The organism is Bartonella rochalimae ATCC BAA-1498, from assembly GCF_000706645.1.
In the GTDB taxonomy this organism is placed as follows: Bacteria; Pseudomonadota; Alphaproteobacteria; order Rhizobiales; family Rhizobiaceae; genus Bartonella; species Bartonella rochalimae.
On record NZ_KL407337.1, the window covers coordinates 99,559 to 124,731 of the forward strand.

Consider the following 25,173-nt stretch of genomic DNA (forward strand, 5'->3'; position numbering starts at 1 on the left):
CTCAATCTATTTGCTTGAAAGTTTTTTGCATGATGATTGCATCTATGAGTCCATTGTGTGATTGATAGTAGGCTGGGCGTTTAGCAATCTTTTGAAATTTAAATCGTTTATAAAGGGCTAAGGCAGGAAGATTGGTTTCTTCTACTTCTAGAAAAAGTTTCGTTGCACGTTTACGACGAAGGTGGCGAAATATGTTATCAATAAGAAAATGACCAATTTTTTGTTGACGGTTATTAGAATCAACTGCAATCGTTATAATTTCTGCTTCACCAAGAATAAGACGGCAGAGACAAAATCCTAAAATTTGATGAGATTGTCCAATGAGATGGGCTTTATAGCCAAAGATAGAATGATCTTTTAAAAAAGTCTCAAATGTTTGTTGTGTCCACGCTATAGAAAAACAATTTTTATGAATTTGATGAAGAAAAATACTATCTTTAGAGCTTAATGGTGCGATTATAAAATTTTTTTTTGTCAACAAAGATTTAGCCATTATTGTTTTCGTGGTAAAGCAAAATCAGTTTGTTGTTTTGCATCAGCATCGCGTAAGTAGAGGGGATGCGGTGGTATTGGGGGCTGTTTATTTGCAGCTAGGTATGCATAAGTTAAAACGTCTGCAGCATCACATGGAATGGAATCCAGTATAATTTTTTTGCTCATTGTATTGTTTTTAATATAGAGAGTAATAATTTCAGCAGCTGGGCCAGTAAGCATAGTGTGTTCGGATAGATCTGCGATAATATTTTCAGGAGTTTTTAGGCTGGGCATGCTTAAAGCTATAAGATTTTTGTTGAAATTTTGATGATAGAACATTCCTCTACCGGCTTCAATAACAACAGTAATGATTGATGTGATATGTTTATTAGCTACTTGTGCAGCTAATGCTTCAAGTGAGCTGACTCCAATAACTGGAATTTCTAATGCTAAGGCCAAAGCTTTTGCTGTAGCAATGCCTACACGTATACCTGTAAATGATCCCGGTCCAATATTGACGGCAATGCGATTAATCTGATCAAGCTTAATATTTGCTTGATGAGTTAGCTGTTCGATTTGACCAATGAGTTTCTCAGCATGACCTTTGCCAATACATTGACTGATGCGTGCGATAACAGATTTATGTTGAACAAGTGCGACAGCACAATAAGTTGAAGCAGTATCTATAGCAAGAATAAGCATAAATGCTTTTTAGCGGAATATAGTAATAAATAAAAGATAAGTTTTGATTTTTAAAAATTTTCTTTATCTCTAGTGAAATATTAAAAAATAATGAGATCAGTAGGATATATAATTGTTTTGAGCTGTATTTGAGCATAGCGTATCTTTTATCACAGAAAGACAATACATGTGAAATAGGTTCAATATTTTACGTTGTTCTGTAAGCTATATTTAAGAAAGTGAAGTATTCGATGTAAATTTTTTAAAATGTTATGCGATCAAAATTAAAAAGTTTTATCATAAGACTACTGAAGACACTAAGGAAAAATATAGAGGTGATTGAAGCACATATCACGCGCCATCCTGCTTTTTTTAATGAACGAATATCAACACTTAATCCTAATCCTGCCATTGAAATAATAGTGAAAAGTTGAGTAATAAAGTTGATAGGAGTAAGAGCAGTTGTAGGAATAAGTTCTGCTGAGCGTATAAGCATCATGATAATAAAGCCAATGATAAACCATGGAATGAAATTATGTAAACGTAGATGATGTCCTGGCCGAGGGTAAATGATTGCTAGAGTAAAAATGATCGGACCTAACATTAAAACTCGCACTAATTTAACAAGAGTTGCTATTTGAACACTCACAAAAGATACAGATGTTGTTGCTGCTAAAACCTGTGGAACAGCATAAACGGTCATACCTGCTAATATACCATATTGATTAAATGATAAATTAAAGAGAGGTTGTAGAGAAGGCAGAATGAAAATAATAATAGCTCCTAGGAGAGCAGCAAATGCAATTGATGCAGCCACTTCTTCACTTTTTGCATTAATAACAGGCGCAGTGGCTACAATAGCTGAATTATCACAGATAGCATTACCACAAGCGACAAGCATGGCTAAATTTTTAGAAAGTCCATAAAATCGTCCAATAATAAAACTGATAAAAATAGTAAGAAATACAATAACTATAATACCAACAAGTAAAGTCCAACCGGCGGAAAGTACTGTGTGGACACTAACGCTTGCACCTAGAAGAACAATAGCGATTTCCAAAAGTATTTTTGCGCAAAAATTTATACCTTTATCAAAATATTCTGGAAGAGAAGAACAACTACGGACAATAGAGCCTAATAAAATCGCTAAAACAAGAGTTTCAATCCATGCTTCTGCAAGAAGTTTTTTTTCTATAATTTCTAAACCATAAGAGGATGCCGATATAAGCGCACAGATTAAAATTCCTGGTCCTAAATTGACTATAAAAGATAAATTTTTTTTGGCATTTTAGAAGTTCCCCTGCCGCGCATTATACAAAATATTGGCCTTTAAGATCCTTCTATCATAAAATTTAGGGATTATTAAAAAACGACCGAGAAATAATTTCAAAAATTAGTTCTTGCTTGTAAAGCAGCAGCTAACGTTCCGTCATCGAGATAATCTAGTTCACCACCTACTGGTACTCCATGGGCAAGGCGGGTGATTTTAATGGAAAACTGGGAAAGTTGATCGGTAATATAGTGAGCTGTCGTTTGTCCTTCAACTGTAGCATTAACGGCTAAGATGATCTCTGTAATTGAATTATTAGTAACGCGGTTGATTAAAGAGGCGATGTTTAGTTCATCAGGTCCTATGCCATCTAAAGGAGACAGTCGTCCACCTAAGACATGATAACGTGCTGATAAAAATTTTGCACGTTCAAGAGCCCAGAGATCAGAAATATCTTCAACAACAATGATTATTGATTCATCACGGTGAGGATCTGTACAAATTGAACAGGGATTTGTTGTGTCTACATTACCACAAACAGAACAAATTCGAACTTTATTTGCAGTTTCTTGTATTGCAGATCCTAGAGGTTCTAACAGAGTTTCTTTTTTCTTGATGAGATAGAGAGCGGCACGACGTGCTGAACGTGGTCCGAGACCTGGTATCCGTGCTAAAAGCTGAATAAGGTGTTCAATTTCGGGGCCTGCAATATGTTTAGACATACTATTATACCAAGAGATTAAAATATAATTTGTTTATCAAAACGGAAATTGAAAACCTGGTGGGATTGGCATTCCTGCAGTCACGCTTTTAGTTTTTTCTTCAATAATTACATCAATTTTACTTTTAGCGTCAGTATAGGCAGCTATCATAAGATCTTCAAGAATTTCTACGTCTTTAGGATTCATCAATGAAGTATCAATGTTTATGGCTGATATAGTATTTTGACCATTAAGAGTGATTTTGACAAGACCTCCACCTGCTATACCAGTTGCTTGCAGATTGGCCAATTCACTTTGCATTTGCTGCATTTTTGTTTGCATTTCTTTGGCTTTTTTCATTATATTCATCATATCACGCATAGGGATGAGTTTCCTTATTCATCATTTGTATTGTTATCAGTGTCAAAGATATTAGGGATTAAATCAAGATCATTTTCTTTTTTATTGAAGCGAATATCAATGATTTTTGCTCCTGGGAAAGTATTGAGGATTTTTGCAATATCAGGGTCCGTTTGTGCATCGGCAAAAAGAGATTTTTGTATAGCAACACTTTCTTCTTGTAGAGTCGGTTTTCCTCCTTCATTGACAAGAGTTATATTCCAGTGTTTTCCAGTCCATTGGTACAGCATTTTTTTTATATCACGTTCAAGGGAGCGTGGGGCTTCTTCAGCGAGTCTTAATGTTATGTGCTGCGGTTCAAAAGAAACAGGATGAACGAATTCTTTGATCAATAATTTGAAATGTATTTCATTATGCTGGTCAGCTAGATCAACAATATCTTGCAAAGAATCTATGATGATTTTTTCTTTTGTAGCTTTTGTGTCTAATTGGGGGTCAATTTGAGATGAATTGATTATATTTTTATTAAGTTGATTCGTTTGAACATTTTCGCGAGTTTCAATCTTATTACAAAAATCGATCTTTTCAGAAGTTTTAATCTTTATATATTCGGGAGAGCAACTAGATTGGTTTTGCAGTGTATCTGAAATTGGAGAGGAAGTGTAACTATGTGCAACTTCTGTTTTTATAAGATTGCTTTCATTTATTGATTCTTGAGAAGAATGATTTTCAACAATTATAGGTGTTTTTTTTTCCTGTGTGAGTTTTGTTAAAGCTTCGTCAAGAGTTGGTAAATCAGCAATGTGGGCAAGACGAATCAATAACATTTCGGCAGCTTGAATAGGATGGGGAGCTTGATTGACTTCCTGTAGGCCTTTGAGAAGCATTTGCCAACTGCGTGAAAGAACACGAATAGAAAGTTTTTGTGAAAAATTTAAGCTTCTTGAGCGTTCCTCTTCTGTAAGTGATAAATTCTCTATTATTTCTGGTGTCAAACGTAATCGTGTAATTAGATGATTAAAATCAGCTAGTTCTGTTAGTATAACAAAAGGATCTGCACCTCTATTGTACTGATTGCGTAATTCGTGCAATGCATTAACAATATTTCCTTTCATAAGGGATTCAAAGAGATCAATAATGCGAGATTGATCCGTTAATCCTAACATGAGGCTTACTGCAGTGGCATCAACTTTACCATTACCATAAGCAATTGCTTGATCAAAAATAGATAACGCATCACGGACAGATCCTTCTGCCGCACGGGCAATCATGAATAACGCTTGATCTTGCGCTTCAACTTTTTCCAGTTGAGCAACTTTGCGTAAATGAGTGACCAAAACAGTTGTTTCAATACGCTGCAGATTAAAACGCTGACAGCGTGAAAGAATTGTAATAGGAACTTTACGGATTTCTGTCGTTGCAAAAATAAATTTCACATGTGGAGGAGGTTCTTCAAGTGTTTTTAATAGACCATTAAATGCTTGTGTTGAGAGCATATGAACTTCGTCAATAATATATATTTTATAACGTGCAGAAACGGGGCGGTAACGGATTTGTTCAATAATTTCACGAATATCGTCAATACCAGTATGCGAAGCAGCATCCATTTCTATAACATCTATATGGCGACCTTCAATAATTTGTGCGCAATGCTCACCAAGTGTATCGAATAGGGTGGTTGGTTGATCAATATCTTTGGTTTTGTAGTTAAGAGCTCGAGCTAAAATACGTGCTGTTGTGGTTTTTCCTACTCCACGAATCCCCGTTAACATCCATGCTTGTGCAATACGTCCTGTTTTAAAGGCATTATTGAGAGTACACACTATTGCTTCTTGGCCAATTAGGTCAGAGAAGTTTTGAGGTCGATATTTGCGAGCAAGAACGCGATAGGCCATTGTTGCTGGCGTATTTTCTATTAATTGTTCCAATTTTGAAGCTCTTTTTGATAAAGACTCAATAATAAAAAGAGGTAGATTAACAGAAATCTCTTTAAATATTAAGAGAGTTTTTTAATGAGTTTATTTTAAGACTAAAATTTTTTGAATTTAAGAGAGCTCAAAATTTCTCTTCTTGTGAGACAGAAATGTTATCCTAAAAGGCTAAAAACATTGTAGTTGAAAACTGTTCCAACTGTTATTAAAAGACCTAAAGTAAGTTTGTATCTCATACTAAAGACCTTATTCTCCTCCAAAATCAATGTAGAGGACCATTATTTAAAAAGTAAGGAGGTTGGCACGATGACCCGTACAAAAACTCGTTAGGGCTGCTTCTTTCCAGACCTGACCCGGTTGGCGAGCAGTTCGTCCATCACCAACCTCCCTCTATTTAGATTATCGATTTAAAATAAAAAATCAAGCAAGAACCAAAAATATGATACAGATGATTAAAATTTGTATCTGAATTTGATGAATTTTCAGGAAGCGCTATAAAAGCGTACTCACATAGAAATAAATCTTTCTTAATTTTAAAATTTTAAGGTACACTTATCCTTATTTATACAATCCTGTATCACAGTTTGTTCCTACAATTTTTTTGTCAGTTATATTTTCAAAAGTATAAGGTCTTCCTATCCAAGGGAAACCTACGTCAAGGGATTCAACATTATTAATGATAAATACTTTTTTGTTTTTGTTATGAGTTACTTGACTTGGATTTTCAGAAATAATTTTCAGATCTTCTAAACCACGAGGATCCGTATATGTTAAACGAAATGTGGCTGCAGGATTGAGGTTTTTGCAACCATATTCCACCCCTTGTCTGAATTCCTCGTTTTTTTGAATTACAACCTTTTCATGAGGTGCAAATGTCCATTCATGTTCGCTAAATCCAGCAAAAGCATCATTACAGATCAAAATACTTACAAAAGTTAGCCCTTGAGATAGAAGTTTTTTCATTTATATATTCCCCTTTTAAGTTATTTAGAATGATCACGTCTGATTGATAATACAACATTGCTTAAGTTTAAGATATACCAAAAATAATATAGCAATTAATTCTATATTTTTTTGAAAAAAGGATTGTGTTGATTATTGCAGTTAGTTTTACACTAGAATTTTACGGACTCTTTCAAGATCATTTTGTGTGTCAACACTTAAAAAAGTTGTATCGATTATCTCCACATCAATACGCATATTATTTTCTAATGCGCGTAATTGTTCAAGATTTTCACGTTGTTCAAGTGTGGAGGGTTTCAGTGTGACAAATTGTTCAAGAGCTTCACGTCGGTAAGCATATAATCCAATATGATGGTAAAAAGGTCCATCTCCATAAGGTGCTGTTGCACGAGTGAAATAAAGAGCACGAAGGCGATTGTGAGCAATTGGTGTGCCAATAATTTTCACAACATTTGGGTTGATTTTTTCATTCTCTTCAATCAGTTTCGTTCCCAATGTTGCAATATCAGTTAAATTATTTTCTAGAGGTCGTAAGGTACTTAAGATGGCATTAGGCGTGATTGTTGGCAAATCACCTTGTACATTCAAAATGGCATTATAGCGTCGTTCAGGATCAATTTTGGTTAAGGCTTCATAAATGCGATCAGATCCTGATTGATGGTGGGTACAGGTTATGATACATTCATGGCCATAAGCTGTAACGGTTTGAGCGATTTTGTCGTGATCTGTTGCAATGATAATACGCGTTAGCCCAGTTTTTTTTGCCTGTTCAGCAACATGAACGATCATAGGTTTTCCAGAAATTTCAGCGAGAGCTTTACCCGGTAAACGTGTTGATTCCATGCGAGCAGGAATAAGAATGAGTGGTTCAAGAGTCATTATAGAGTTCCAAATATTATAAATTTGATGCTTTTATAATATTGTACATGATAAGGGAAAAGCTTAAACTAAAAATAATAATAATAGAAAGATGATTTTAAAATTCTTATGAAACGATTGACCTTCATTTATTTAATGTGCGCGTGTTTATTTTTGTTGATTATTTTAGTGGGTATTTTCACGATCAGCGATATGATTTCTAATGATTCAGTGCAACATTCTTCTAAAATTACTGATAATGATAAGCTTAAAGAAACACAAAATATATCTGACAAATCTTTATTGTTGAGTGATCTTCTTAAACAAGGTGATCTTGAGAATGGACGGAAGATTTTTCGTCAGTGTGCGATCTGCCATGCTTCTAAACCTGGTGGATCTAATCGTGTTGGTCCATCACTTTGGGAGATCGTGGACCGTCCTTTTGCAAGTATAAAAAATTTTTCTTATTCAAAAGTGTTACGTGCGAATTCTGATAAAAAATGGGATTTTTTTACTTTAGATCGTTATATTCAATCACCACGTCAAGCATTTCCAGGAACAATTATGTCTTTTCGTGGGATTAAAAATGATCAAGATCGTGCTGATCTTTTGCTTTATTTGCGTAGTTTATCTGATTATTCTGTTCCTCTACCAGAGGATGATGAATAAGATTAGTTAATGTTTTAAAAAACATAGGCCTAGATTTTATTTATAATTTTGTTGTTTTGAATTTGTCAAAAATCATTATTGATGCGTCATTAAAATAATATGATACGTTGTTATTGAAAAGGAAATACAAATAAATGGCAGCTTATATTATACGACGTTTTTTTTTGATTATACCAACACTTATTGGTATTTTAACAGTAACATTTATCATCGTTCAATTTACTCCAGGTGGGCCTATTGAAAATATCATTGCTCAATTACAAGGAATAGGGGGAGATGGTACAGGGCGTATAGCAGGTGGTGGAGATTTTAATTTATCTTCTGATGTTATTGCTAATGGTGTTCATGTTGGGTCATTATCGTCCGGATCTTCTCAATATCGCGGTGCACAAGGATTGGATCCAGAGTTTATCACAAAACTTGAAAAACAATTTGGTTTTGATAAGCCTCCTTTGGAACGTTATTTAACAATGCTTAGTCGTTATGTGCGTTTTGATTTTGGGGAGTCTTATATACAGGGGCGTTCAGTTATTGACCTTATTAAAGATGCATTACCTGTATCTCTTTCTCTTGGTTTTTGGCATTTATTAATTTCTTATGCTATTTCTATACCATTGGGAATTCGTAAAGCGCTCAGAGAAGGGTCTTCTTTTGATGCGTGGACAAGTACTGTTATTGTTATTGGCTATGCGATTCCAAGTTTTCTTTTTGGTATTTTTTTAATGGTTTTTTTTGCTGGGGGGTCCTTTTTCGATTGGTTTCCATTGGGCCATTTAACTTCTGATAATTTTGAGACATTATCTTTTGGAGAAAAGATTTTGGATTATTTATATCATTTAGTTTTACCATTGACAGCGATGGTTATTTCTTCTTTTGCGACAACGACATTATTGACAAAAAATTGTTTTTTGGAAGAAATTCGCCAGCAATATGTTATTACCGCTCGTGCTAAGGGTTTAAGTGAGCATTCAGTTCTTTATGTCCATGTATTTCGCAATGCGATTTTGGTTATCATAGCTTGTTTTCCTGCGACTTTTATGGGATCATTTTTTAGTGGATCTTTATTAATTGAAATGCTCTATTCATTAAATGGTATAGGCCTTTTAAGTTATACGTCTATTGTTAGCCGTGATTATTCTGTTGTATTTGCTTCTCTTTATATTTTTTCGTTAATTGGTCTTATTATAAGCCTCATTTCTGATGTTGTTTATATGATGGTTGATCCACGTATTGACTTTGATAAAAAGGACTTGTGATGGAAAAGGAAAGAGACAATAGATTGTATGATGATAAATTGAAACGATGGACTTTTCTTTCTCCATTAAATGCTCGTCGTTGGCACAATTTCAAGCAGAATCGTCGCGGTTGGTGGTCGTTATGGCTCTTTTTATTTTTATGTGTTTGTTCTTTTTCAGCAGAATTTATTGCTAATGATCGTCCGATTATTGCTTCTTATAAAGGAGAGCTTCTTTTTCCTATTTTTTTTGATTATCCTGATGAAAAATTTGGTGGAAATTTGGCTAAAACTGATTTTCGTGATCCTTTTATTCAAAATGAAATAGCCCAACATGGTTGGGCATTGTGGCCAATGGTTCGTTATTCCTATAATACGGTGGTAGGGAATAAAACTGTAGCATTAGCGCCTCCTTTTTGGCTTCAAAGCAAAGAGGAGCGTTGTATTCATTATGCACAGGGAAGTGTTGATCCAGAGTGTACTATTCATCAATGGAATTGGCTTGGAACTGATGATTTAACGCGTGATATTTTTGCGCGAGTTTTATATGGTTTTCGTGTATCGATAATTTTTAGTATTCTTTTAACAGCTATTTCTGCAATTATTGGTATTACAGCTGGTGCAATTCAAGGGTATTTTGGTGGTTGGATTGATTTAATTTGTCAACGCTTGATTGAAATATGGTCTTCTGTACCATCACTTTATTTAGTGATTATTATGGCTGCAGTTTTAGCGCAGGGTTTTTGGATGCTATTGGGTGTTATGCTGCTTTTTCAATGGGTCGTATTAGTTGGTGTGGTACGGGCAGAATTTTTACGAGCACGAAATTTTACCTATATTAATGCTGCACGCGCGTTAGGCGTTCCTAATAGGATTATTATGATACGTCATTTGTTGCCTAATGCTATGATTGCTGCTTTAACTTATTTGCCGTTTTTATTGACATCAGGGATTTCATTGTTAACATCGCTTGATTATTTAGGTTTTGGCCTTCCCCCTGGTTATGCTTCTTTAGGAGAGGTAATGCGGCAGGCTACCTCTAATTTAAATGCTCCTTGGATTGGTATCACAGGTTTTTTTGTTATTGCTGTGACATTGTCTTTGCTGGCATTTATTGGTGAAGCAGCTCGAGATGCTTTTGATCCACGAAAGATACAATAATGACAGAATTGCTTTCAGTCCGTGACCTTTCGGTTGCATTTTGTCAGACAGAGACAAAAAAATATATTCTTAAACAAATTTCTTTCGATGTTCGGGAAGGGGAAACAGTAGCGTTTGTTGGGGAATCAGGTTCAGGAAAGTCAATAACAGCACTCTCTATTTTACAATTATTATCTTTTTTGAAAAGGCTTGATCAATCGGGTGAAATTCTCTTTAATAATAAAGATTTAATGAAGTTGAAAGAAGAAGATTTGCGTAAAATTCGTGGCAAAGATATTGCTATGATTTTTCAAGAGCCGATGATTTCTCTTAATCCTTTACATACCGTAGAGCGTCAAATAGGTGAAGTTCTTAGAATGCATGCAGTGATTTCTGATCAAGTATTGCGCATGCACATTATTGATTTACTGAAACAAGTAGGTATTAGTGAACCACAAAAACGTTTGGATTCATTCCCTCATCAATTATCAGGGGGTCAACGACAACGTGTGATGATTGCAATGGCACTTGCGAATAATCCAAAATTATTGATTGCTGATGAGCCAACAACTGCATTGGATGTAACTGTTCAAGCACAAATTCTTGAATTATTAATACAGCTTAAAAAGCATCGCAAAATGTCAATGCTTTTTATTACGCATAATTTGTCTATTGTGCGCCGTATTGCAGATCGTGTCTACGTTATGAAGGAAGGAAAAATTGTTGAAAATGGTTCAACAAATGAAATTTTTAAAAATCCTCAACATCCTTATACCAAGCAATTATTAGCAGCGGAGCCTAAAAATCATCCTCTTCAAGCTGATAATAACGCACCTATTTTGATACAAGCTCAGAAAGTACAAGTTTGGTTTCCAATTAAGAAAGGATTGTTTCGACGGACCGTTGATTATGTAAAAGCTGTTCAGGATGTCGATGTTATAATTCGTTCTGGGAAAACGCTTGGTGTTGTAGGAGAGTCGGGATCAGGAAAAACAACATTAGGACTTGCGTTGACACGAATGCTTTCTTCTAAAGGTCAAATCATTTTTGATGGTGTAGATATAAGCAATTTTAATTTTAAGCAGATGCGTTCTTTGCGTCGTCATATTCAGATTGTTTTTCAAGATCCTTTTAGTTCACTTTCTCCACGGATGTCTGTCAGTGAAATTATTGCTGAGGGATTATCAATTCATGAACCTAAGCTTTCTTATTCTGATCGTAATGATCGCGTGATTGAAGCTTTGTGTGAAGTTGATCTCGATCCTAAGACCCGTTTTCGTTATCCTCATGAGTTTTCTGGTGGACAGAGACAGCGGATTGCCCTTGCGCGCGCAATTATTCTTAAACCACGCCTTATTATGCTTGATGAACCAACATCCTCTCTTGATATGAGTGCGCAGGCACAAATTGTTGATCTTTTACGTTATTTGCAACTAAAATATCATTTAGGTTATTTATTTATTAGTCATGACTTGAAAGTTGTTAAAGCGCTTGCCCATGAAGTGATTGTTATGCGTCATGGCAAAATAGTTGAATATAGTTCTGCTGATCGTATTTTTTCTTGTCCAAAAAATCCTTATACGCAAACTTTGATGTCTGCTGCATTTGCGTTAGAAGCTGATCGTTTATAGGAAATTATATCAAATTGTGCTGATAATCCGTTATAAAGAAGAAGTTTTCCTACTAAAGGTTTACCGATATTTGTGATCAATTTAATTGCTTCCATTGCTTGTAATGTACCGATAACTCCAGGCAAGGCACCGATGATTCCAGTTTCAGCACATGTCGGTGTCGTATCTGGAGCTGGTGGATTAGGAAATAAATCCCGATAGTGTGGATTATTGTCTTTATAAGGCATAAGTACTGTTAGTGAACCTTTGAATCGGTGTATAGCTCCGCTTATTAAAGGCTTAGAACATTGGGCAGCATGATCTGCAAGGAGATAGCGCGTGGAAAAATTATCGCTACCATCAATAATGATGTGATAGGCGTTAAGCAGTTGATCCACATTATTTTCATTCAGTCGAAAGTTGTATTTTTTAACTTTAATATGAGGGTTTATTGCTTTTATTGTTGTTTCTGCACTGATGGTTTTGTATTGGTTAATTGTGTTTGTGCTGTGAATAACTTGACGTTGTAAATTGGATAATGAAACAATGTCATCATCAACAATTCCAATAGTTCCAACCCCTGCTGCAGCAAGATAGAGTAAGACAGGAGCTCCAAGACCACCTATACCAATGACAAGAACACGTGCAGTTTTAAGTCTTTGTTGTCCTATTCCACCAATTTCAGGGAGGATGATATGGCGTGCGTAGCGTTCGATTTCTTCTTTACTTAATTTTTTATCACTTTCTTTTATCATAGGCTCTCTCTTGTCATAGTTTCCTTTACTGTTTAATAAATTTATGTTTGCTTGACCAGTTGGCAGTCAGCGGTAGGAGGTTTTATTAATGAAAATTGCTATTCAGATGGATCATATTGCGATGATTAAGATCCGAGGAGATACTACGTTTGCACTTGCTTTGGCAGCTCAAGAACGTGGACATTCTCTTTTCCATTATACACCGGATTCCTTATTTATACGTGATGGGTGTGTGATTGCTCAGTTAGAGCCACTAACTGTACGTGATGAAGAAGGATCTCATTACCAATTAGGTGAGTCTGTACGTACGGAATTAATGGATATGGATGTGGTTTTGTTACGACAAGATCCACCTTTTGATATGCATTATATCACTACCACTCATTTTTTAGAACGTATTCATCCTAAAACACTAGTTGTGAACGATCCAATGTGGGTGCGTAATAGTCCGGAAAAGATTTTTGTGACTGAATTCTTTGATTTAATGCCCGAGACAATCATTACAAAGGATATTGAAGAAATAAAGGCATTTAGATCTAGATTTGGCGATATCATTCTTAAGCCACTTTATGGGAATGGAGGGGCGGGTGTTTTTCATTTAAAACATGACGATCGCAATTTCGCATCACTGGTCGAAATGTTTGAAAAAAGTTATAAAGAGCCTTTTATTGTGCAGCGTTATTTAGAGGGCGTACGAAGGGGAGATAAACGAATTATTTTGCTTGATGGTGAGCCAGTTGGGGCAATTAATCGAATTCCTACAGCTACCGATGTTCGTTCTAATATTCATGTTGGAGGTCATGTAGAATATATTGGTTTGACAGAACGTGATTATGAAATTTGTGCACGTATTGGCCCATCTTTAAAAAAACGTGGTTTGCTTCTTGTAGGAATTGATGTGATTGGGGACTATATAACAGAAATCAATGTTACATCTCCTACAGGAGTTCGTGAAATTAAACGCTTTGGAGGCGCAGATATCGCTTCTCTTTTTTGGGATATTGTTGAACTTAAACGCTTAAATTAAAAATGACTATAACATAGTTTATCATATGACTGATATGAATTAATTTTGTATGTTACGGTAATGCAACGATAGATCTTGAATTAAATTTAAAGGAATTATAAATGAGGAAATTGTTATCAATTGGAATAGGGTTTATTTCCTCTATTATATTATTGGTTGATATTAGTTATGCTCGCAATCGAGTTCATATTGTAGGTTCATCGACAGTTTTGCCTTATGGGAAAATTGTTGCTGAGGTCTTTGGAGAAATGTACTCTGATTTTAAAGTTCCTGTTATTGAATCGGGAGGTTCAGGAGCTGGTATTAAGGAATTCTGTCGTGGTATTGGGAAGAAAACAGTTGATATTGTTCATACTTCGCGAGCAATGAAATCAGATGAATTACGATCTTGTTTTGATGCTGGCGTAAAGGATATTGAAGAAATGCGTATTGGGTATGATGGCATTGTTTTTGCGACAGATATCAATGGTCCTGATTGGAAATTGCAGCCAGTGGATTTGTATAGAGCATTAGCTGCGCAGGTTATTGTGGATGGAAAATTGCAACCAAATAAATTTATGAAATGGAGTGCAGTCAATAGTGATCTTCCTGATTGGACAATTACAGCTTATATTCCTGGTGAAAAGCATGGAACTCGTGAAGTTCTTGAAGAAAAAGTGCTTTCTATTGGCTGTAAAGCCAGTGGTGCAGTTGAGCAGATGAAGGCTTTGGGAATGAGTGATAAGGCTATTAATGCTACTTGTATTGCTGTCCGTAAAGATGGAAAAGTTATTGATATCGATGGTGATTATTCTGAGACATTTGCTCGTCTTACTTCTTCTAAAACAGGAATTGGGGTTTTTGGTTTGTTTTTTTATGAAAACAATGCAGATAAACTTAAGGTTGCATCTATTAATGGTATTTATCCAACTGTTGAAACAATTTCTGATGGTACATATTTGATTGCACGTCCGTTGTTTTTCTATGTTAAGAAATTGCATTTAAACATTGTACCAGGTATGCAAGAATATGTTGATTTCTTTCTTTCTGATCAAATGATTGGTTTACATAGTCCATTAACTGAATATGGTTTAGTTCCTCTTTCTGAAAGAGAAAGACAGCTGCAACGAGATGCTTTTTCTTCTGGTAAAGTCATGGTTTTGCAGTAATTTTTTATATTGATGATGTGGAATTATTTTATGTTTCTTTTTTACAGAAATTGAAAAACAAGATGGCTATTTCTTTCATTATTTTTCTCTTGTTGACTTTTAGTATCATTGGCTTTTGCATTTCTTATATGCGAGCGCGTTGCCTTGAACGTTCAGGATTTAAGATGCATTCTCGTGCACATTATTATGGTTGGTGGACATTTTTAATAACTATTATTCCAGCTCTGATTTTTTTAATTTTTTGGAATGTTGGTAGTTCTGCTTATTTGGAATATATTGTTTCACGAGAGTTGGAAGCTCATATAGTGTCTATGATAGAAATAGATAAGCATGGGCTTATCCGCGGGTTAATCAAAATGATGCCTCACTTTAAAGGAGCTCTTACCGCTACTTTATATGAGGATGTGAGAGCTCAATTGTTAGTGCAAGGATTTGTTTTGCCCGTAACAGTGCCAGATTATATATTGAAAATTACAGAGTTATGGCATTTTTTTTATGATAAATTGCAATTTATTGGTCATATTTTGTTTTCTATTATTACATTTTTCTGTTTTATTTTTGGTATTATGCAAGTTTCTCCGCGCCAACGTGCCCGTAATAAAGTTGAGCGTTTGATTATTATTGGATTGGTTTGTGCATCTACAATTGCTATTTTAACAACGGTTGGTATTGTGGTTTCTATGTTTTTTCAAACAATGAATTTCTTTCAATCTGTGTCATTATCAAATTTCTTTTTGGGGACAGTATGGGATCCCCGTTTTTCAATGAATCATGCAGAAAATAGTGTGGGACAATTTGGTTTAATACCATTATTAGCTGGTACGCTTTATATTGCTTTTATTGCTATGCTTTTTGCTGTACCTGTTGGGTTATTTGCTGCTCTTTATATGGCTGAATATGCTTCAATTCGATTACGGTCGATTGTGAAACCATTAGTAGAAGTACTTGCTGGCATCCCAACTATTGTGTACGGTTTCTTTGCTTTGAAGATTGTTGGGCCTTTTTTGCACAATCTTTCACTGTCTCTTTCTGGTGGGGTTAGTTTTATTATGGCTCAAAGTGTTTTGACGGCTGGTATTGTTATGGGAATTATGTTGATTCCTTTTGTTTCATCTTTATCAGATGATATTATTACTGCTGTTCCACGTTTTTTACGTGAAGGTTCTTATGGTTTAGGAGCAACACAATCTGAAACAATTAAAAAAGTAGTTATACCAGCTGCTCTTCCTGGGATTATGGGAGCACTTCTGTTGACTGCATCACGGGCAATTGGAGAGACAATGATTGTGGTATTGGCAGCTGGTGTTGCTGCAAATTTTACTTTTAATCCATTTGAAGCGATGACAACAATGACGGTTAAAATTGTTAATCAATTAACGGGTGATTTTGAGTTTAATTCTCCACAGACACTTGTAGCTTTTGCTTTGGGAATGACACTTTTTATTCTGACTCTTTTAATGAATATTTTAGCTCTTTATATAGTACGTAGATATCAGGAACGATATGAATGAGTGAAGCTTTTTTTTCGCATCGTCGTAATATTGACCTTAAAGGTCGTTATCGAGCTGAACGCCGTTTTCGTATTTATGGTTTAAGTGCTATCTTTATTAGTTTGTTTTTTTTGGCAATTCTTTTATGGTCTATTGTTAGTCAAGGTTATACAGCTTTTTTTCAAAGTGAGATGATTTTATCAGTTTATTTGGATGAAAAAGTGATTGACCCTAGTGGTCAGCGTGAGAGTAATCCAAAGATATTAGTAACTGCTAATTATCCACTTCTTGTACAGAATGCTTTGGCAACAAAACTTGGGGTCGATCTCAATCATCAGATATCTATGCGTAATGTTAACCGTATGTTTTCGCAGAGTGTTCGTGTTCAGTTGCGTGATATAGTGGTGAAAAATCCTCATTTAATTGGAACAACGCAAAAAGTTAAAGTTTTAGCTGCGTCAGATATTGATTCAGCATATAAGGGGCAGATTAATTTACATGTACCAGAAAAAAATCGTAAAATTTCTGATCAACAGATACAATGGATGAAATATTTAATTAATGACGGTACTCTTTATAAGACTTTCAACCGTCATTTTTTTACATTTGGTGCATCAAGTCGTCCTGAGACTTCGGGTTTAGGTGTCGCGATGATTGGTTCTCTTTATATGATGATTATTGTTTTAGTAATTTCATTACCAATAGGGATAGCGACAGCTCTTTATCTTGAAGAATATGCACGAAAAAATAAATTCACAGATTTTATTGAAATTAATATTAATAATCTTGCTGCTGTTCCTTCGATTGTTTTTGGTCTTCTAGGACTTGCTGTTTTTATCAATTTTATGGGGATGCCGCGTTCAGCATCATTTGTTGGAGGGCTTGTTTTGGCTCTTATGACATTACCAACAATTATTATTGCTACGCGTTCTGCTTTACGAGCTGTTCCATTCTCTATTCGTGCAGGAGCTTTAGGGTTGGGTGCATCGAAGACGCAAATGGTTTTTCATCATGTGATTCCTTTAGCAGCTCCTGGTATTCTGACAGGCACAATTATTGGTTTGGCTCAAGCACTGGGTGAGACAGCGCCTTTGCTTTTGATTGGGATGGTTGCTTTTGTTGTGGATATTCCCATTACGCCAATGGATCCAGCAACAGCTTTGCCTGTTCAAATTTTTATGTGGGCAAGTGAAGCAGAGCGTTCTTTTGTGGAGAAGACATCAGGTGCTATTATTATATTAATGATTTTTCTCATTTTTATGAATATTGCAGCTGTTCTTTTACGCCGGCGGTTTGAACGACGTTGGTAATTTTTGAGAGAGTTGATGCATAACACTAAGGTTGAATCGAGTATGAAGATCAAAATGCGTGGTCAAGATGTTCGTGTTTTTTACGGAAAGAAAGAAGTTATTCACGGCATTACTCTTGATATTATCGAACATCAAGTCACTGCATTAATTGGGCCTTCAGGTTGTGGAAAATCGACTTTTTTACGATGTTTTAACCGTATGAATGATACAATTGAAGGCGCCAAAGTAACAGGTTTGATTACTTTAGATGAGGAGGATATTTATACCTCACGTATTGATGTTGTAGAGTTACGTGCGCGTGTTGGAATGGTTTTTCAGAAACCTAATCCTTTTCCAAAATCTATTTTTGAGAATGTTGCTTATGGACCGCGTATTCACGGTTTAGCGAAATCTCGTGTTGAATTGCAGGAGATTGTTGAAAAAAGCTTGATACAAGCGGGATTATTCGAAGAAGTGAAAGATCGCCTTCATATGCCAGGAACAAGTTTATCAGGCGGACAACAACAACGTTTATGTATTGCACGTGCTATTGCTGTAAGTCCTGAAGTTATATTGATGGATGAGCCCTGTTCAGCTCTTGATCCAATTGCAACGGCACGTATTGAAGAGCTGATCGATGCGTTGAGACAAAGTTATACAATTGTGATTGTGACACACTCTATGCAGCAGGCGGCACGTGTTTCTCAATATACGGCTATGTTTCATGTAGGGCACTTGGTAGAAGTTGGCGCAACAGAAATGATGTTTACATCACCAAAAGAGCAACAGACGCAGGATTATATTACTGGACGTTTTGGGTAAGTGAATTGAAGGGTATAAGGGACTATCATGAGTCATATTGTTCATTCTTATGATATAGAATTAGAATATTTGGAATCCAAGATTTCAGAAATGGGTCGCCATGCTGAAAGAATGATTGAACGTTCTGTGGCATCAATTGTGTGTGATGATTCTGAGTTAGCAGCTTCAGTTATTGCCGATGATTTATTTTTAGATGAAGCAGAACGTGATCTTGATGAAAAAGCGATTACCATTATTTGTAAACGCCAACCAATGGCTGTTGATTTACGTGAAATTGTTGGAGCTATCCGGATTGCTTCTGATCTTGAACGAATTGGAGATATGGCAAAAAACATTGCAAAGCGGACAGTTGCTATTTCTGAAATCCGTCAACCTGCAGCTTTTTACCGTGGGCTTGAAACGATTACAGTTTTAGCGCGCAATCAGTTAAAGGAAGTCCTTGACGCTTATAAGAGTCGTTTATTGGATCGCATTGATGCAGTACGTGAAAGTGATGATAAAATTGATGCTTTATATACGTCTCTTTTTCGTGAACTTTTGACTTATATGATGGAAGATATGCGTAATATTACAGTTTGTACACACCTACTTTTTTGCGCAAAAAATATTGAACGGATTGGTGATCATGTGACTAATATTGCTGAAACACTTCATTATATTATTACAGGCAATCATATGACATTTGGTCGTCCCCGTGATGATATGACGTATAAAGTTGGAGTGAATGAGAAGAAAACAGATTAGGTTTTATTATTAACTGGCGCGCTCTATAAGATTTCTTAATCTGTTTTGAATTGCATTTGAGTTTGGTAAAACTTTTTATGTAAAAAGTTTTTTAAATGGTACTCAGGTGTGGTGTTTAATGGTTATCAAATACTATAGTCAGTTATAGAGATATTAGTGTTTGAGGATTATTTTAAAAGCTTAAGATTAACACAATATTCATTGAATCATTTAGGCAATAAGAGATGTTTTGAATTAAGATTTTTTTATTGTTTTTTGTGTAGAAGCATTTTTTGACGATTAAATTATTAGATTATATATGTGAGCAATTAGCAATTAATTGTATATTTTTTTGATTTGTATTTAAAAATTCATTTGAATTTTAGATATTTGAAGACATAGGAATATATTGTATAAAATGAAAAAAAACCAGTGGTTTATTATTGTTCTTTGCGTTATATCATCCGTTATTGTAGGGTGCTCATCAAATCGTGTGAAGCTTCAAAAAACGGACGATTATAAAAACACTAAATCAGTCGATTATCCATTAACAGAACGCCAATGTCTTATGCGTGCGATGTATTTTGAATCAAATCGTTCAAGTCGTGAAGGAATGATTGCTGTTGGAACGGTTGTTATGAACCGTGTGAATTCAAGTGCTTATCCAAAGACTATTTGTGGTGTTGTTGGCCAGCGCAAGCAATTTGCTCCCGGTGTTTTAACCCGCCCTATGCTTGAGAAGGCATCTGTTGCTCGTGTTAAAGAGGCTGCTGATGCTGTTTTACGTGGTGAGCGAGATAAGAAAAGTAAAAATGCCATGTTTTTCCACACTGCTGGTTTATCTTTTCCTTATAAGAATATGCATTATGTTCGTGTTGCGGGAGGTAACGCTTTTTATGAAAAACGTTCCCGTAATGGATCACTTCAAGTTCCGGTTAATGACCGTCCTTATGATGTTGCGTTTGCTTTTTCTCAAGAACGTTCTGATAATATGTCCAACTTTATAAACTCAAGTGTAGACAGTGGAGAAGTAAAAACAGAAGAAATACAGGAAGGACCTGTTTCAATAGAGATTGCACAAGCAGATAAAAAGAGTTTTACACCTTTTGTTGTTGCACAGCTTGATAAAATTCCTATTCCTACATCTGCACCTCGTTATGGGGATGAGCTAAGAGAAAACACAACAATTGTGGCGTATGCTATGCCTTCACAACATCAATTAAATGCAGTTGTTGCAATGTTAGAAGAACGGTATAGAAGTCGGTAATTTTTTTCGCAGTTGAATAAGGATAAGGGTTATGCGTTTTGATCGTGATGAAATGATTTCTCCTGAAATGCTTGACCGCCTTGCAGAAGTTACAATAAAAGTAGGGCTCAATTTACAAGAAGGACAGGATCTTGTTTTGACAGCTCCAGTTACGGCTTTACCTTTGGTTCGACAGATAGCCCTTCATGCTTATAAAGCTGGTGCTGGTGTTATTACACCACTTTTTGGTGATGAGGCATTATCACTTATTCGGTTTGAAAATGCGCATTCTGCTAGTTTTGATCGTGCACCTTCTTGGCTTTATGAAGGAATGGCAAAAGCATTTGAAAATGGAGCTGCACGTTTGGCAATTGTTGGTGATAATCCATTGTTACTTTCCAACCAAGATTTGAATAAGGTTTCACGTTTGAATAAGGCCACTTCGATAGCTTATCAGCCAGCTCTGAACAAGATATCGAATTTTGCGATTAATTGGTCGATTATCGCTTATCCAACAGCGGGATGGGCTACGGCAATGTTTCCTGATTTACCTCTTGAGCAAGCAATTCAGAAATTAGCAGGAGCTATTTTTTCTGCTTCACGTGTGACACAGGATAATGCTGTAGATGCTTGGCATGCGCACAATGCCAATTTAAAGCAACGTTCATCTTGGCTTAATGATCAACGTTTTGCTGCTTTGCATTTTACCGGTCCAGGAACCGATTTAACAGTTGGTTTAGCTGATGAGCATGAATGGCATGGGGGTGCCTCGATTGCTCAAAATGGTGTTATCTGTAATCCTAATATTCCCACTGAAGAAGTATTTACAACTCCTCATGCTTATAGAGTTGATGGTTTTGTTCGTTCAACAAAGCCACTTTCCTATCAAGGAACGCTCATTGATAATATTGAAGTTCGTTTTGAAGCAGGCCGTATTGTCAATGCATCAGCTTCAAAGGGGCAAGAAGTTTTGCAAAAAGTTTTACAAAGTGATGAGGGTGCTAGTCGATTAGGTGAAGTCGCTCTTGTCCCGCATTCTTCACCTATTTCTAAGAGTGGTTTACTTTTTTATAATACATTGTTTGATGAAAATGCTGCGTGTCATATTGCTTTAGGGCAATGTTATTCTAAGTGTTTTTTAAATGGGGCAGCATTGACGCCGGAAGAGATTGCGATGCGTGGTGGGAATAAGAGTATTATTCATATAGATTGGATGATTGGATCAAATGAAATCAACATAGACGGTGTTATGCAGGATGGTGCAAAAATTCCTGTATTTCGTCAGGGTGAGTGGGCTTAATTTGCACATGTGTAATCATTGGGGAGATAATGCCTGAACTTCCTGAAGTGGAAACGGTTCGCCGTGGGCTTGATCCGTTTTTAACTGGTGCAAAAATTATATCTGTTCAACTTAATCGTAAAAATTTGCGTTTTCCTTTTCCAGAAGCATTTTCTGAGCGATTAGTAGGCAGAACGATTATACAACTTAGTCGTCGCGCGAAATATTTATTATTTTCTCTTTCAAACAATGAAACGATTTTGAGTCATTTAGGTATGTCAGGATCGTGGCGTATAGAGGGTGAATTTTTAAGCAAGGAGCATTCTTCTATAAGCAAATTAGTTGAGCATGATCATTGCATTATAAATATTCGGGCAAAAGATGATAAAATTTATCGTCTCACTTATAATGATGTTCGCCGTTTTGGTTTTATGCTTTTAACAGATACAACAAAGCTTTATGAACATCCATTTTTAAGAAGGCTAGGGGTTGAGCCTATGAACAATACGCTTTCTGGTGCTTATTTAAAAAAAGCTTTTGCTAATAAAAAAACATCTCTGAAAACAGCTTTGCTTGATCAATCTATTGTTGCTGGCCTTGGGAATATTTATGTTTGTGAAGCACTTTGGCGTAGTCATTTATCACCACAGCGGAATGCATTTACATTGGCGTTAGAAGATGTACATACACTGGAATCTACAAATTTTCTTGCACAAAATATATGTAATGTGATTACTGAAGCAATTGCTTCTGGGGGGACTTCTTTACGTGATTATATGCATGCAGATAGTTCACTTGGATATTTTCAACACCATTTTTCGGTTTATGGACGTGAAGGAAAAGAATGTTTGAATTGTAGGGTACCTATTGTGCGTATTGTACAGTCAGGTCGTTCAAGCTTTTATTGTCCACAATGTCAAAAATGAAGAATGTGTCTTGCAAAATTTTATAACAAGCTTAAAGTCATATTTATAATTTTGCGAAGATTGAAAGGTTTTTTTATGCTTAATAAAGTGTTAGAGTATCTTGATAAGAATCTAGAAAAAAACCTTGAACATCTTTTTTCTCTTTTACGTTTTCAATCTATTTCTACAGACCCAGCATATAAAGATGAATGCCGTAAAACAGCTGATTGGTTGGTGGAAGATTTGAAAAGTATAGGTTTTACAGCTTCACGTCGCGATACACCTGGTCATCCAATGGTTGTTGGTCATCATCCAGGACCTTTTGATGATTGTTTGCATGTGTTATTTTATGGGCATTATGATGTACAACCAGTTGATCCATTGGATTTATGGGAAAATAATCCGTTTGAGCCTTCTTTAAAAGAACAAAATGGAAACAAGATCATCTGTGCTCGTGGTGCTTCAGATGATAAAGGCCAGCTCATGACTTTTATTGAGGCATGTCGTGCTTTTAAAGAAAAAACAAAACAGCTTCCTGTAAAGGTTACCATTTTGTTGGAAGGTGAAGAAGAAAGTGGTTCACCTTCACTTATTCCTTTTTTAAAGGAAAATGCTGATGAATTGAAGGCTGATTGTGCATTAGTTTGTGATACCTCAATGTGGGATGCGAATACACCATCTATTTCTGTGGGTCTTCGAGGAATTTTAGGAGAAGAGGTTGTCGTTACGGCTGCTAATTGTGATCTGCACTCAGGTTATTTTGGAGGCGCAGCAGCTAATCCTATTCGCATTTTAGCTAAAATTTTGGCTGGGCTTCATGATGAAAATGGTAGAGTACAACTTCCTAGATTTTATGATGGTGTAGAAGAGACGCCTTTACAGATTTTACAATCATGGGATAAACTTGGTTGTAATGCTGAGACATTTCTTAGTCCTGTTGGTCTTTCTATCTCTACTGGAGAAAAGGGACGAAGTCTTTTAGAACAAGTATGGGCTCGTCCTACAGCAGAAATTAATGGCATGAGTGGGGGATATGAGGGTGAAGGATTTAAGACGGTGATTCCTTCTCAAGCGTCTGCAAAAGTTTCTTTTCGTTTAGTGCATAAGCAGAATCCAGAAAAGATAAGCCAAGCTTTTCGTAATTATGTGCGCTCTCTTATTCCTGCAGATTGTACAGTTGCATTTAAAGAACACGGTGCTTCTCCGGCGGTTCAACTTCCTTATGATTCACCTTTTATTCAAGCGGCGCAAGATGCTTTATTTCAGGAATGGGAGACACCTGCTTTGTTAACTGCTATGGGAGGATCTATTCCGATTGTCGGGGATTTTCAATCAATTTTTAATATGGAAACTATTTTAGTTGGATTTGCATTAGCTGATGATCGGATTCATTCACCTAATGAGAAATATAATTTAAAATCATTTCATAAGGGGCAACGGTCTTGGGTACGCATTCTTGCAGCCCTAGCAAACAGGAGAATAAATGGCAGAAATTCGTGTTCATCAAGGTGATTTACCAAATTTGGATAATTATTGTGTTGATTCTATTGCAATTGATACTGAAACTTTAGGATTGCAACCACACCGTGATCGTTTATGTGTGGTTCAACTTTCTTCTGGAGATGGTACTGCTGATATTATACAGATTGCTAAAGGACAAAATAGCGCTCCTAATTTAGTTACGTTGCTTGAAGATAAAACAATTACGAAAATATTTCATTTTGGGCGTTTTGATCTTGCTATTTTAGCGCATACATTTGGTGTGATGCCCGATGCTGTTTTTTGCACGAAGCTTGCTTCAAAACTGACGCGTACTTATACTGATCGTCATGGCTTGAAGGAAATTTGTAGTGAATTATTGAATGTTAATATTTCTAAACAGCAACAATCATCAGATTGGGCAGCAGATGCTTTATCTCGTGCACAAATTGAATATGCTGCATCTGATGTTTTGTATTTACACCGTTTAAAGAGTATATTTGAAGAACGTTTAAAACGTGAAGAACGTGAAGATATTGCAAAAGCGTGTTTTCAATTTTTGCCTGTAAGAGCAAAGCTTGATCTTTTGGGATGGTCAGAAGTTGATATTTTTGCGCATGTTTGAACTTTAAAATTTATTTCTAAAATTGAAAAGAAATAGTTGATCTCGTTAGTACAGAATATTTGTACGTTGCAAATCTTTCTTTACTCATTTTCCTGTATCATTTTGAGGAATATCAATTACCAATTTTACAAAAAGTAAATAGATTATATTTTTATAAAATATAATGAAATAGTAGATTACAAATGAATCTTTTATGAAGATGAGATTTCGTATTGTTGTTAGAATTATTTTTAGGAAGGAATATGATTAGTAAGTAAATGTACTACTCAGAAAAATGAATTTGGTAAGATATTTTTCAAATTAAATTGAACTTATCAAAACCTTATTAAACTGATTATAAGATAGATACAATAAAAATACCTTCTGGTTTTCTAAGGTTATCCTTCATTTTAAGAGTCAAGCGATAACATTGAGCGTACAGAATATCATTATTCAGATTTTATTTAAAATTCAAAATTTTCTTTATTAATGATTTTTGCATTGGAAGATCTCAT

General features: G+C 35.6%; 24 protein-coding genes and 1 other RNA gene. 15 read left to right on the top strand and 10 right to left on the bottom strand.

Going from position 1 to position 25,173, the window contains the following annotated elements; translation table 11 throughout:
* Nucleotide 1 precedes the first annotated feature (1 nt).
* The 9 genes from rimI to O99_RS00450 form a co-directional block, all read right to left on the bottom strand.
* Nucleotides 2–493, bottom strand: coding sequence for a ribosomal protein S18-alanine N-acetyltransferase (gene rimI / locus O99_RS00415; RefSeq protein ID WP_035005611.1), 492 nt, complete (start codon nucleotides 491–493; stop codon nucleotides 2–4).
* Nucleotides 493–1,176, bottom strand: a complete 684-nt coding sequence (gene tsaB / locus O99_RS00420; RefSeq protein ID WP_035005613.1) for a tRNA (adenosine(37)-N6)-threonylcarbamoyltransferase complex dimerization subunit type 1 TsaB — start codon at nucleotides 1,174–1,176, stop codon at nucleotides 493–495. The genes rimI and tsaB overlap by 1 nt, the downstream gene beginning before the upstream one ends.
* Before the next feature lie 241 nt (nucleotides 1,177–1,417).
* On the bottom strand, nucleotides 1,418–2,419 hold the full coding sequence (locus O99_RS00425; protein WP_035005614.1) for a YeiH family protein: 1,002 nt from the start codon (nucleotides 2,417–2,419) through the stop codon (nucleotides 1,418–1,420).
* Nucleotides 2,420–2,541: 122 nt separating this feature from the next.
* The gene (recR, locus tag O99_RS06935; RefSeq protein ID WP_035005616.1) at nucleotides 2,542–3,147 is read right to left on the bottom strand and encodes a recombination mediator RecR; all 606 of its coding nucleotides are present in this window, start codon (nucleotides 3,145–3,147) and stop codon (nucleotides 2,542–2,544) included.
* A 36-nt stretch (nucleotides 3,148–3,183) separates the two neighbouring features.
* Entirely contained in the window at nucleotides 3,184–3,507 is a 324-nt protein-coding gene (locus O99_RS06940; protein WP_035005618.1) for a YbaB/EbfC family nucleoid-associated protein, read from the bottom strand.
* 14 nt (nucleotides 3,508–3,521) lie between these two features.
* Nucleotides 3,522–5,381: a DNA polymerase III subunit gamma/tau gene (locus tag O99_RS00440; RefSeq protein ID WP_235692213.1), complete on the bottom strand. Its 1,860-nt coding sequence runs from the start codon at nucleotides 5,379–5,381 to the stop codon at nucleotides 3,522–3,524.
* Nucleotides 5,382–5,707: 326 nt separating this feature from the next.
* Nucleotides 5,708–5,805, bottom strand: an RNA gene (gene ffs / locus O99_RS06670) — signal recognition particle sRNA small type.
* Nucleotides 5,806–5,975: 170 nt separating this feature from the next.
* Complete coding sequence (locus O99_RS00445) at nucleotides 5,976–6,380, bottom strand: hypothetical protein (RefSeq protein WP_035005620.1); 405 nt, start codon at nucleotides 6,378–6,380, stop codon at nucleotides 5,976–5,978.
* Between the two features lie 147 nt (nucleotides 6,381–6,527).
* Nucleotides 6,528–7,259 (bottom strand): 3-deoxy-manno-octulosonate cytidylyltransferase, encoded by a 732-nt coding sequence (locus tag O99_RS00450; protein WP_035005622.1) that lies wholly within the window; start codon nucleotides 7,257–7,259, stop codon nucleotides 6,528–6,530.
* A gap of 108 nt (nucleotides 7,260–7,367) precedes the next feature.
* Here O99_RS00450 and O99_RS00455 point away from each other — a divergent pair, with 108 nt between their 5' ends.
* From O99_RS00455 to O99_RS00470, 4 genes are all read left to right on the top strand, one after another.
* Nucleotides 7,368–7,907 carry a c-type cytochrome gene (locus O99_RS00455; RefSeq protein ID WP_035005624.1) on the top strand — a complete coding sequence of 180 codons (540 nt, stop codon included), beginning with the start codon at nucleotides 7,368–7,370 and terminating at the stop codon, nucleotides 7,905–7,907.
* 134 nt (nucleotides 7,908–8,041) lie between these two features.
* Nucleotides 8,042–9,163 carry a microcin C ABC transporter permease YejB gene (locus tag O99_RS00460; protein WP_035005626.1) on the top strand — a complete coding sequence of 374 codons (1,122 nt, stop codon included), beginning with the start codon at nucleotides 8,042–8,044 and terminating at the stop codon, nucleotides 9,161–9,163.
* Nucleotides 9,163–10,302 carry an ABC transporter permease gene (locus O99_RS00465; RefSeq protein WP_051668830.1) on the top strand — a complete coding sequence of 380 codons (1,140 nt, stop codon included), beginning with the start codon at nucleotides 9,163–9,165 and terminating at the stop codon, nucleotides 10,300–10,302. The genes O99_RS00460 and O99_RS00465 overlap by 1 nt, the downstream gene beginning before the upstream one ends.
* Complete coding sequence (locus O99_RS00470; protein ID WP_035005627.1) at nucleotides 10,302–11,912, top strand: ABC transporter ATP-binding protein; 1,611 nt, start codon at nucleotides 10,302–10,304, stop codon at nucleotides 11,910–11,912. Before O99_RS00465 ends, O99_RS00470 begins: the two co-directional genes overlap by 1 nt.
* Here O99_RS00470 and O99_RS00475 read toward each other — a convergent pair.
* Nucleotides 11,858–12,646, bottom strand: coding sequence for a molybdopterin-synthase adenylyltransferase MoeB (locus O99_RS00475; protein ID WP_035005629.1), 789 nt, complete (start codon nucleotides 12,644–12,646; stop codon nucleotides 11,858–11,860). The genes O99_RS00470 and O99_RS00475 overlap by 55 nt on opposite strands.
* An 88-nt stretch (nucleotides 12,647–12,734) precedes the next feature.
* Here O99_RS00475 and gshB point away from each other — a divergent pair, with 88 nt between their 5' ends.
* The 11 genes from gshB to O99_RS00530 all read left to right on the top strand — a co-directional run bounded on the left by gshB (nucleotide 12,735) and on the right by O99_RS00530 (nucleotide 24,679).
* Complete coding sequence (gshB, locus tag O99_RS00480; RefSeq protein WP_035005632.1) at nucleotides 12,735–13,673, top strand: glutathione synthase; 939 nt, start codon at nucleotides 12,735–12,737, stop codon at nucleotides 13,671–13,673.
* A 101-nt stretch (nucleotides 13,674–13,774) separates the two neighbouring features.
* Nucleotides 13,775–14,821, top strand: coding sequence for a PstS family phosphate ABC transporter substrate-binding protein (locus O99_RS00485; RefSeq protein WP_035005633.1), 1,047 nt, complete (start codon nucleotides 13,775–13,777; stop codon nucleotides 14,819–14,821).
* Nucleotides 14,822–14,883: 62 nt separating this feature from the next.
* Nucleotides 14,884–16,332, top strand: a complete 1,449-nt coding sequence (gene pstC / locus O99_RS00490; protein ID WP_035005635.1) for a phosphate ABC transporter permease subunit PstC — start codon at nucleotides 14,884–14,886, stop codon at nucleotides 16,330–16,332.
* Entirely contained in the window at nucleotides 16,329–17,621 is a 1,293-nt protein-coding gene (gene pstA / locus O99_RS00495) for a phosphate ABC transporter permease PstA (RefSeq protein ID WP_035005636.1), read from the top strand. Before pstC ends, pstA begins: the two co-directional genes overlap by 4 nt.
* Nucleotides 17,622–17,663: 42 nt before the next feature.
* The gene (pstB, locus tag O99_RS00500; RefSeq protein ID WP_035005638.1) at nucleotides 17,664–18,422 is read left to right on the top strand and encodes a phosphate ABC transporter ATP-binding protein PstB; all 759 of its coding nucleotides are present in this window, start codon (nucleotides 17,664–17,666) and stop codon (nucleotides 18,420–18,422) included.
* Nucleotides 18,423–18,449: 27 nt separating this feature from the next.
* Nucleotides 18,450–19,166, top strand: a complete 717-nt coding sequence (gene phoU, locus O99_RS00505) for a phosphate signaling complex protein PhoU (RefSeq protein ID WP_035005639.1) — start codon at nucleotides 18,450–18,452, stop codon at nucleotides 19,164–19,166.
* A 397-nt stretch (nucleotides 19,167–19,563) separates the two neighbouring features.
* Nucleotides 19,564–20,412 carry a cell wall hydrolase gene (locus O99_RS00510; RefSeq protein ID WP_035005641.1) on the top strand — a complete coding sequence of 283 codons (849 nt, stop codon included), beginning with the start codon at nucleotides 19,564–19,566 and terminating at the stop codon, nucleotides 20,410–20,412.
* Between the two features lie 31 nt (nucleotides 20,413–20,443).
* A complete protein-coding gene (locus O99_RS00515) occupies nucleotides 20,444–21,691 on the top strand; it encodes an aminopeptidase (protein ID WP_035005643.1) in 1,248 nt (415 codons plus the stop codon).
* A gap of 29 nt (nucleotides 21,692–21,720) precedes the next feature.
* Nucleotides 21,721–22,596 carry a bifunctional DNA-formamidopyrimidine glycosylase/DNA-(apurinic or apyrimidinic site) lyase gene (gene mutM, locus O99_RS00520; protein WP_035005644.1) on the top strand — a complete coding sequence of 292 codons (876 nt, stop codon included), beginning with the start codon at nucleotides 21,721–21,723 and terminating at the stop codon, nucleotides 22,594–22,596.
* Between the two features lie 75 nt (nucleotides 22,597–22,671).
* Entirely contained in the window at nucleotides 22,672–24,087 is a 1,416-nt protein-coding gene (locus tag O99_RS00525; RefSeq protein WP_035006644.1) for a dipeptidase, read from the top strand.
* Nucleotides 24,059–24,679: a ribonuclease D gene (locus O99_RS00530; protein ID WP_035005646.1), complete on the top strand. Its 621-nt coding sequence runs from the start codon at nucleotides 24,059–24,061 to the stop codon at nucleotides 24,677–24,679. Before O99_RS00525 ends, O99_RS00530 begins: the two co-directional genes overlap by 29 nt.
* The last annotated feature ends 494 nt before the right edge of the window (nucleotides 24,680–25,173 follow it).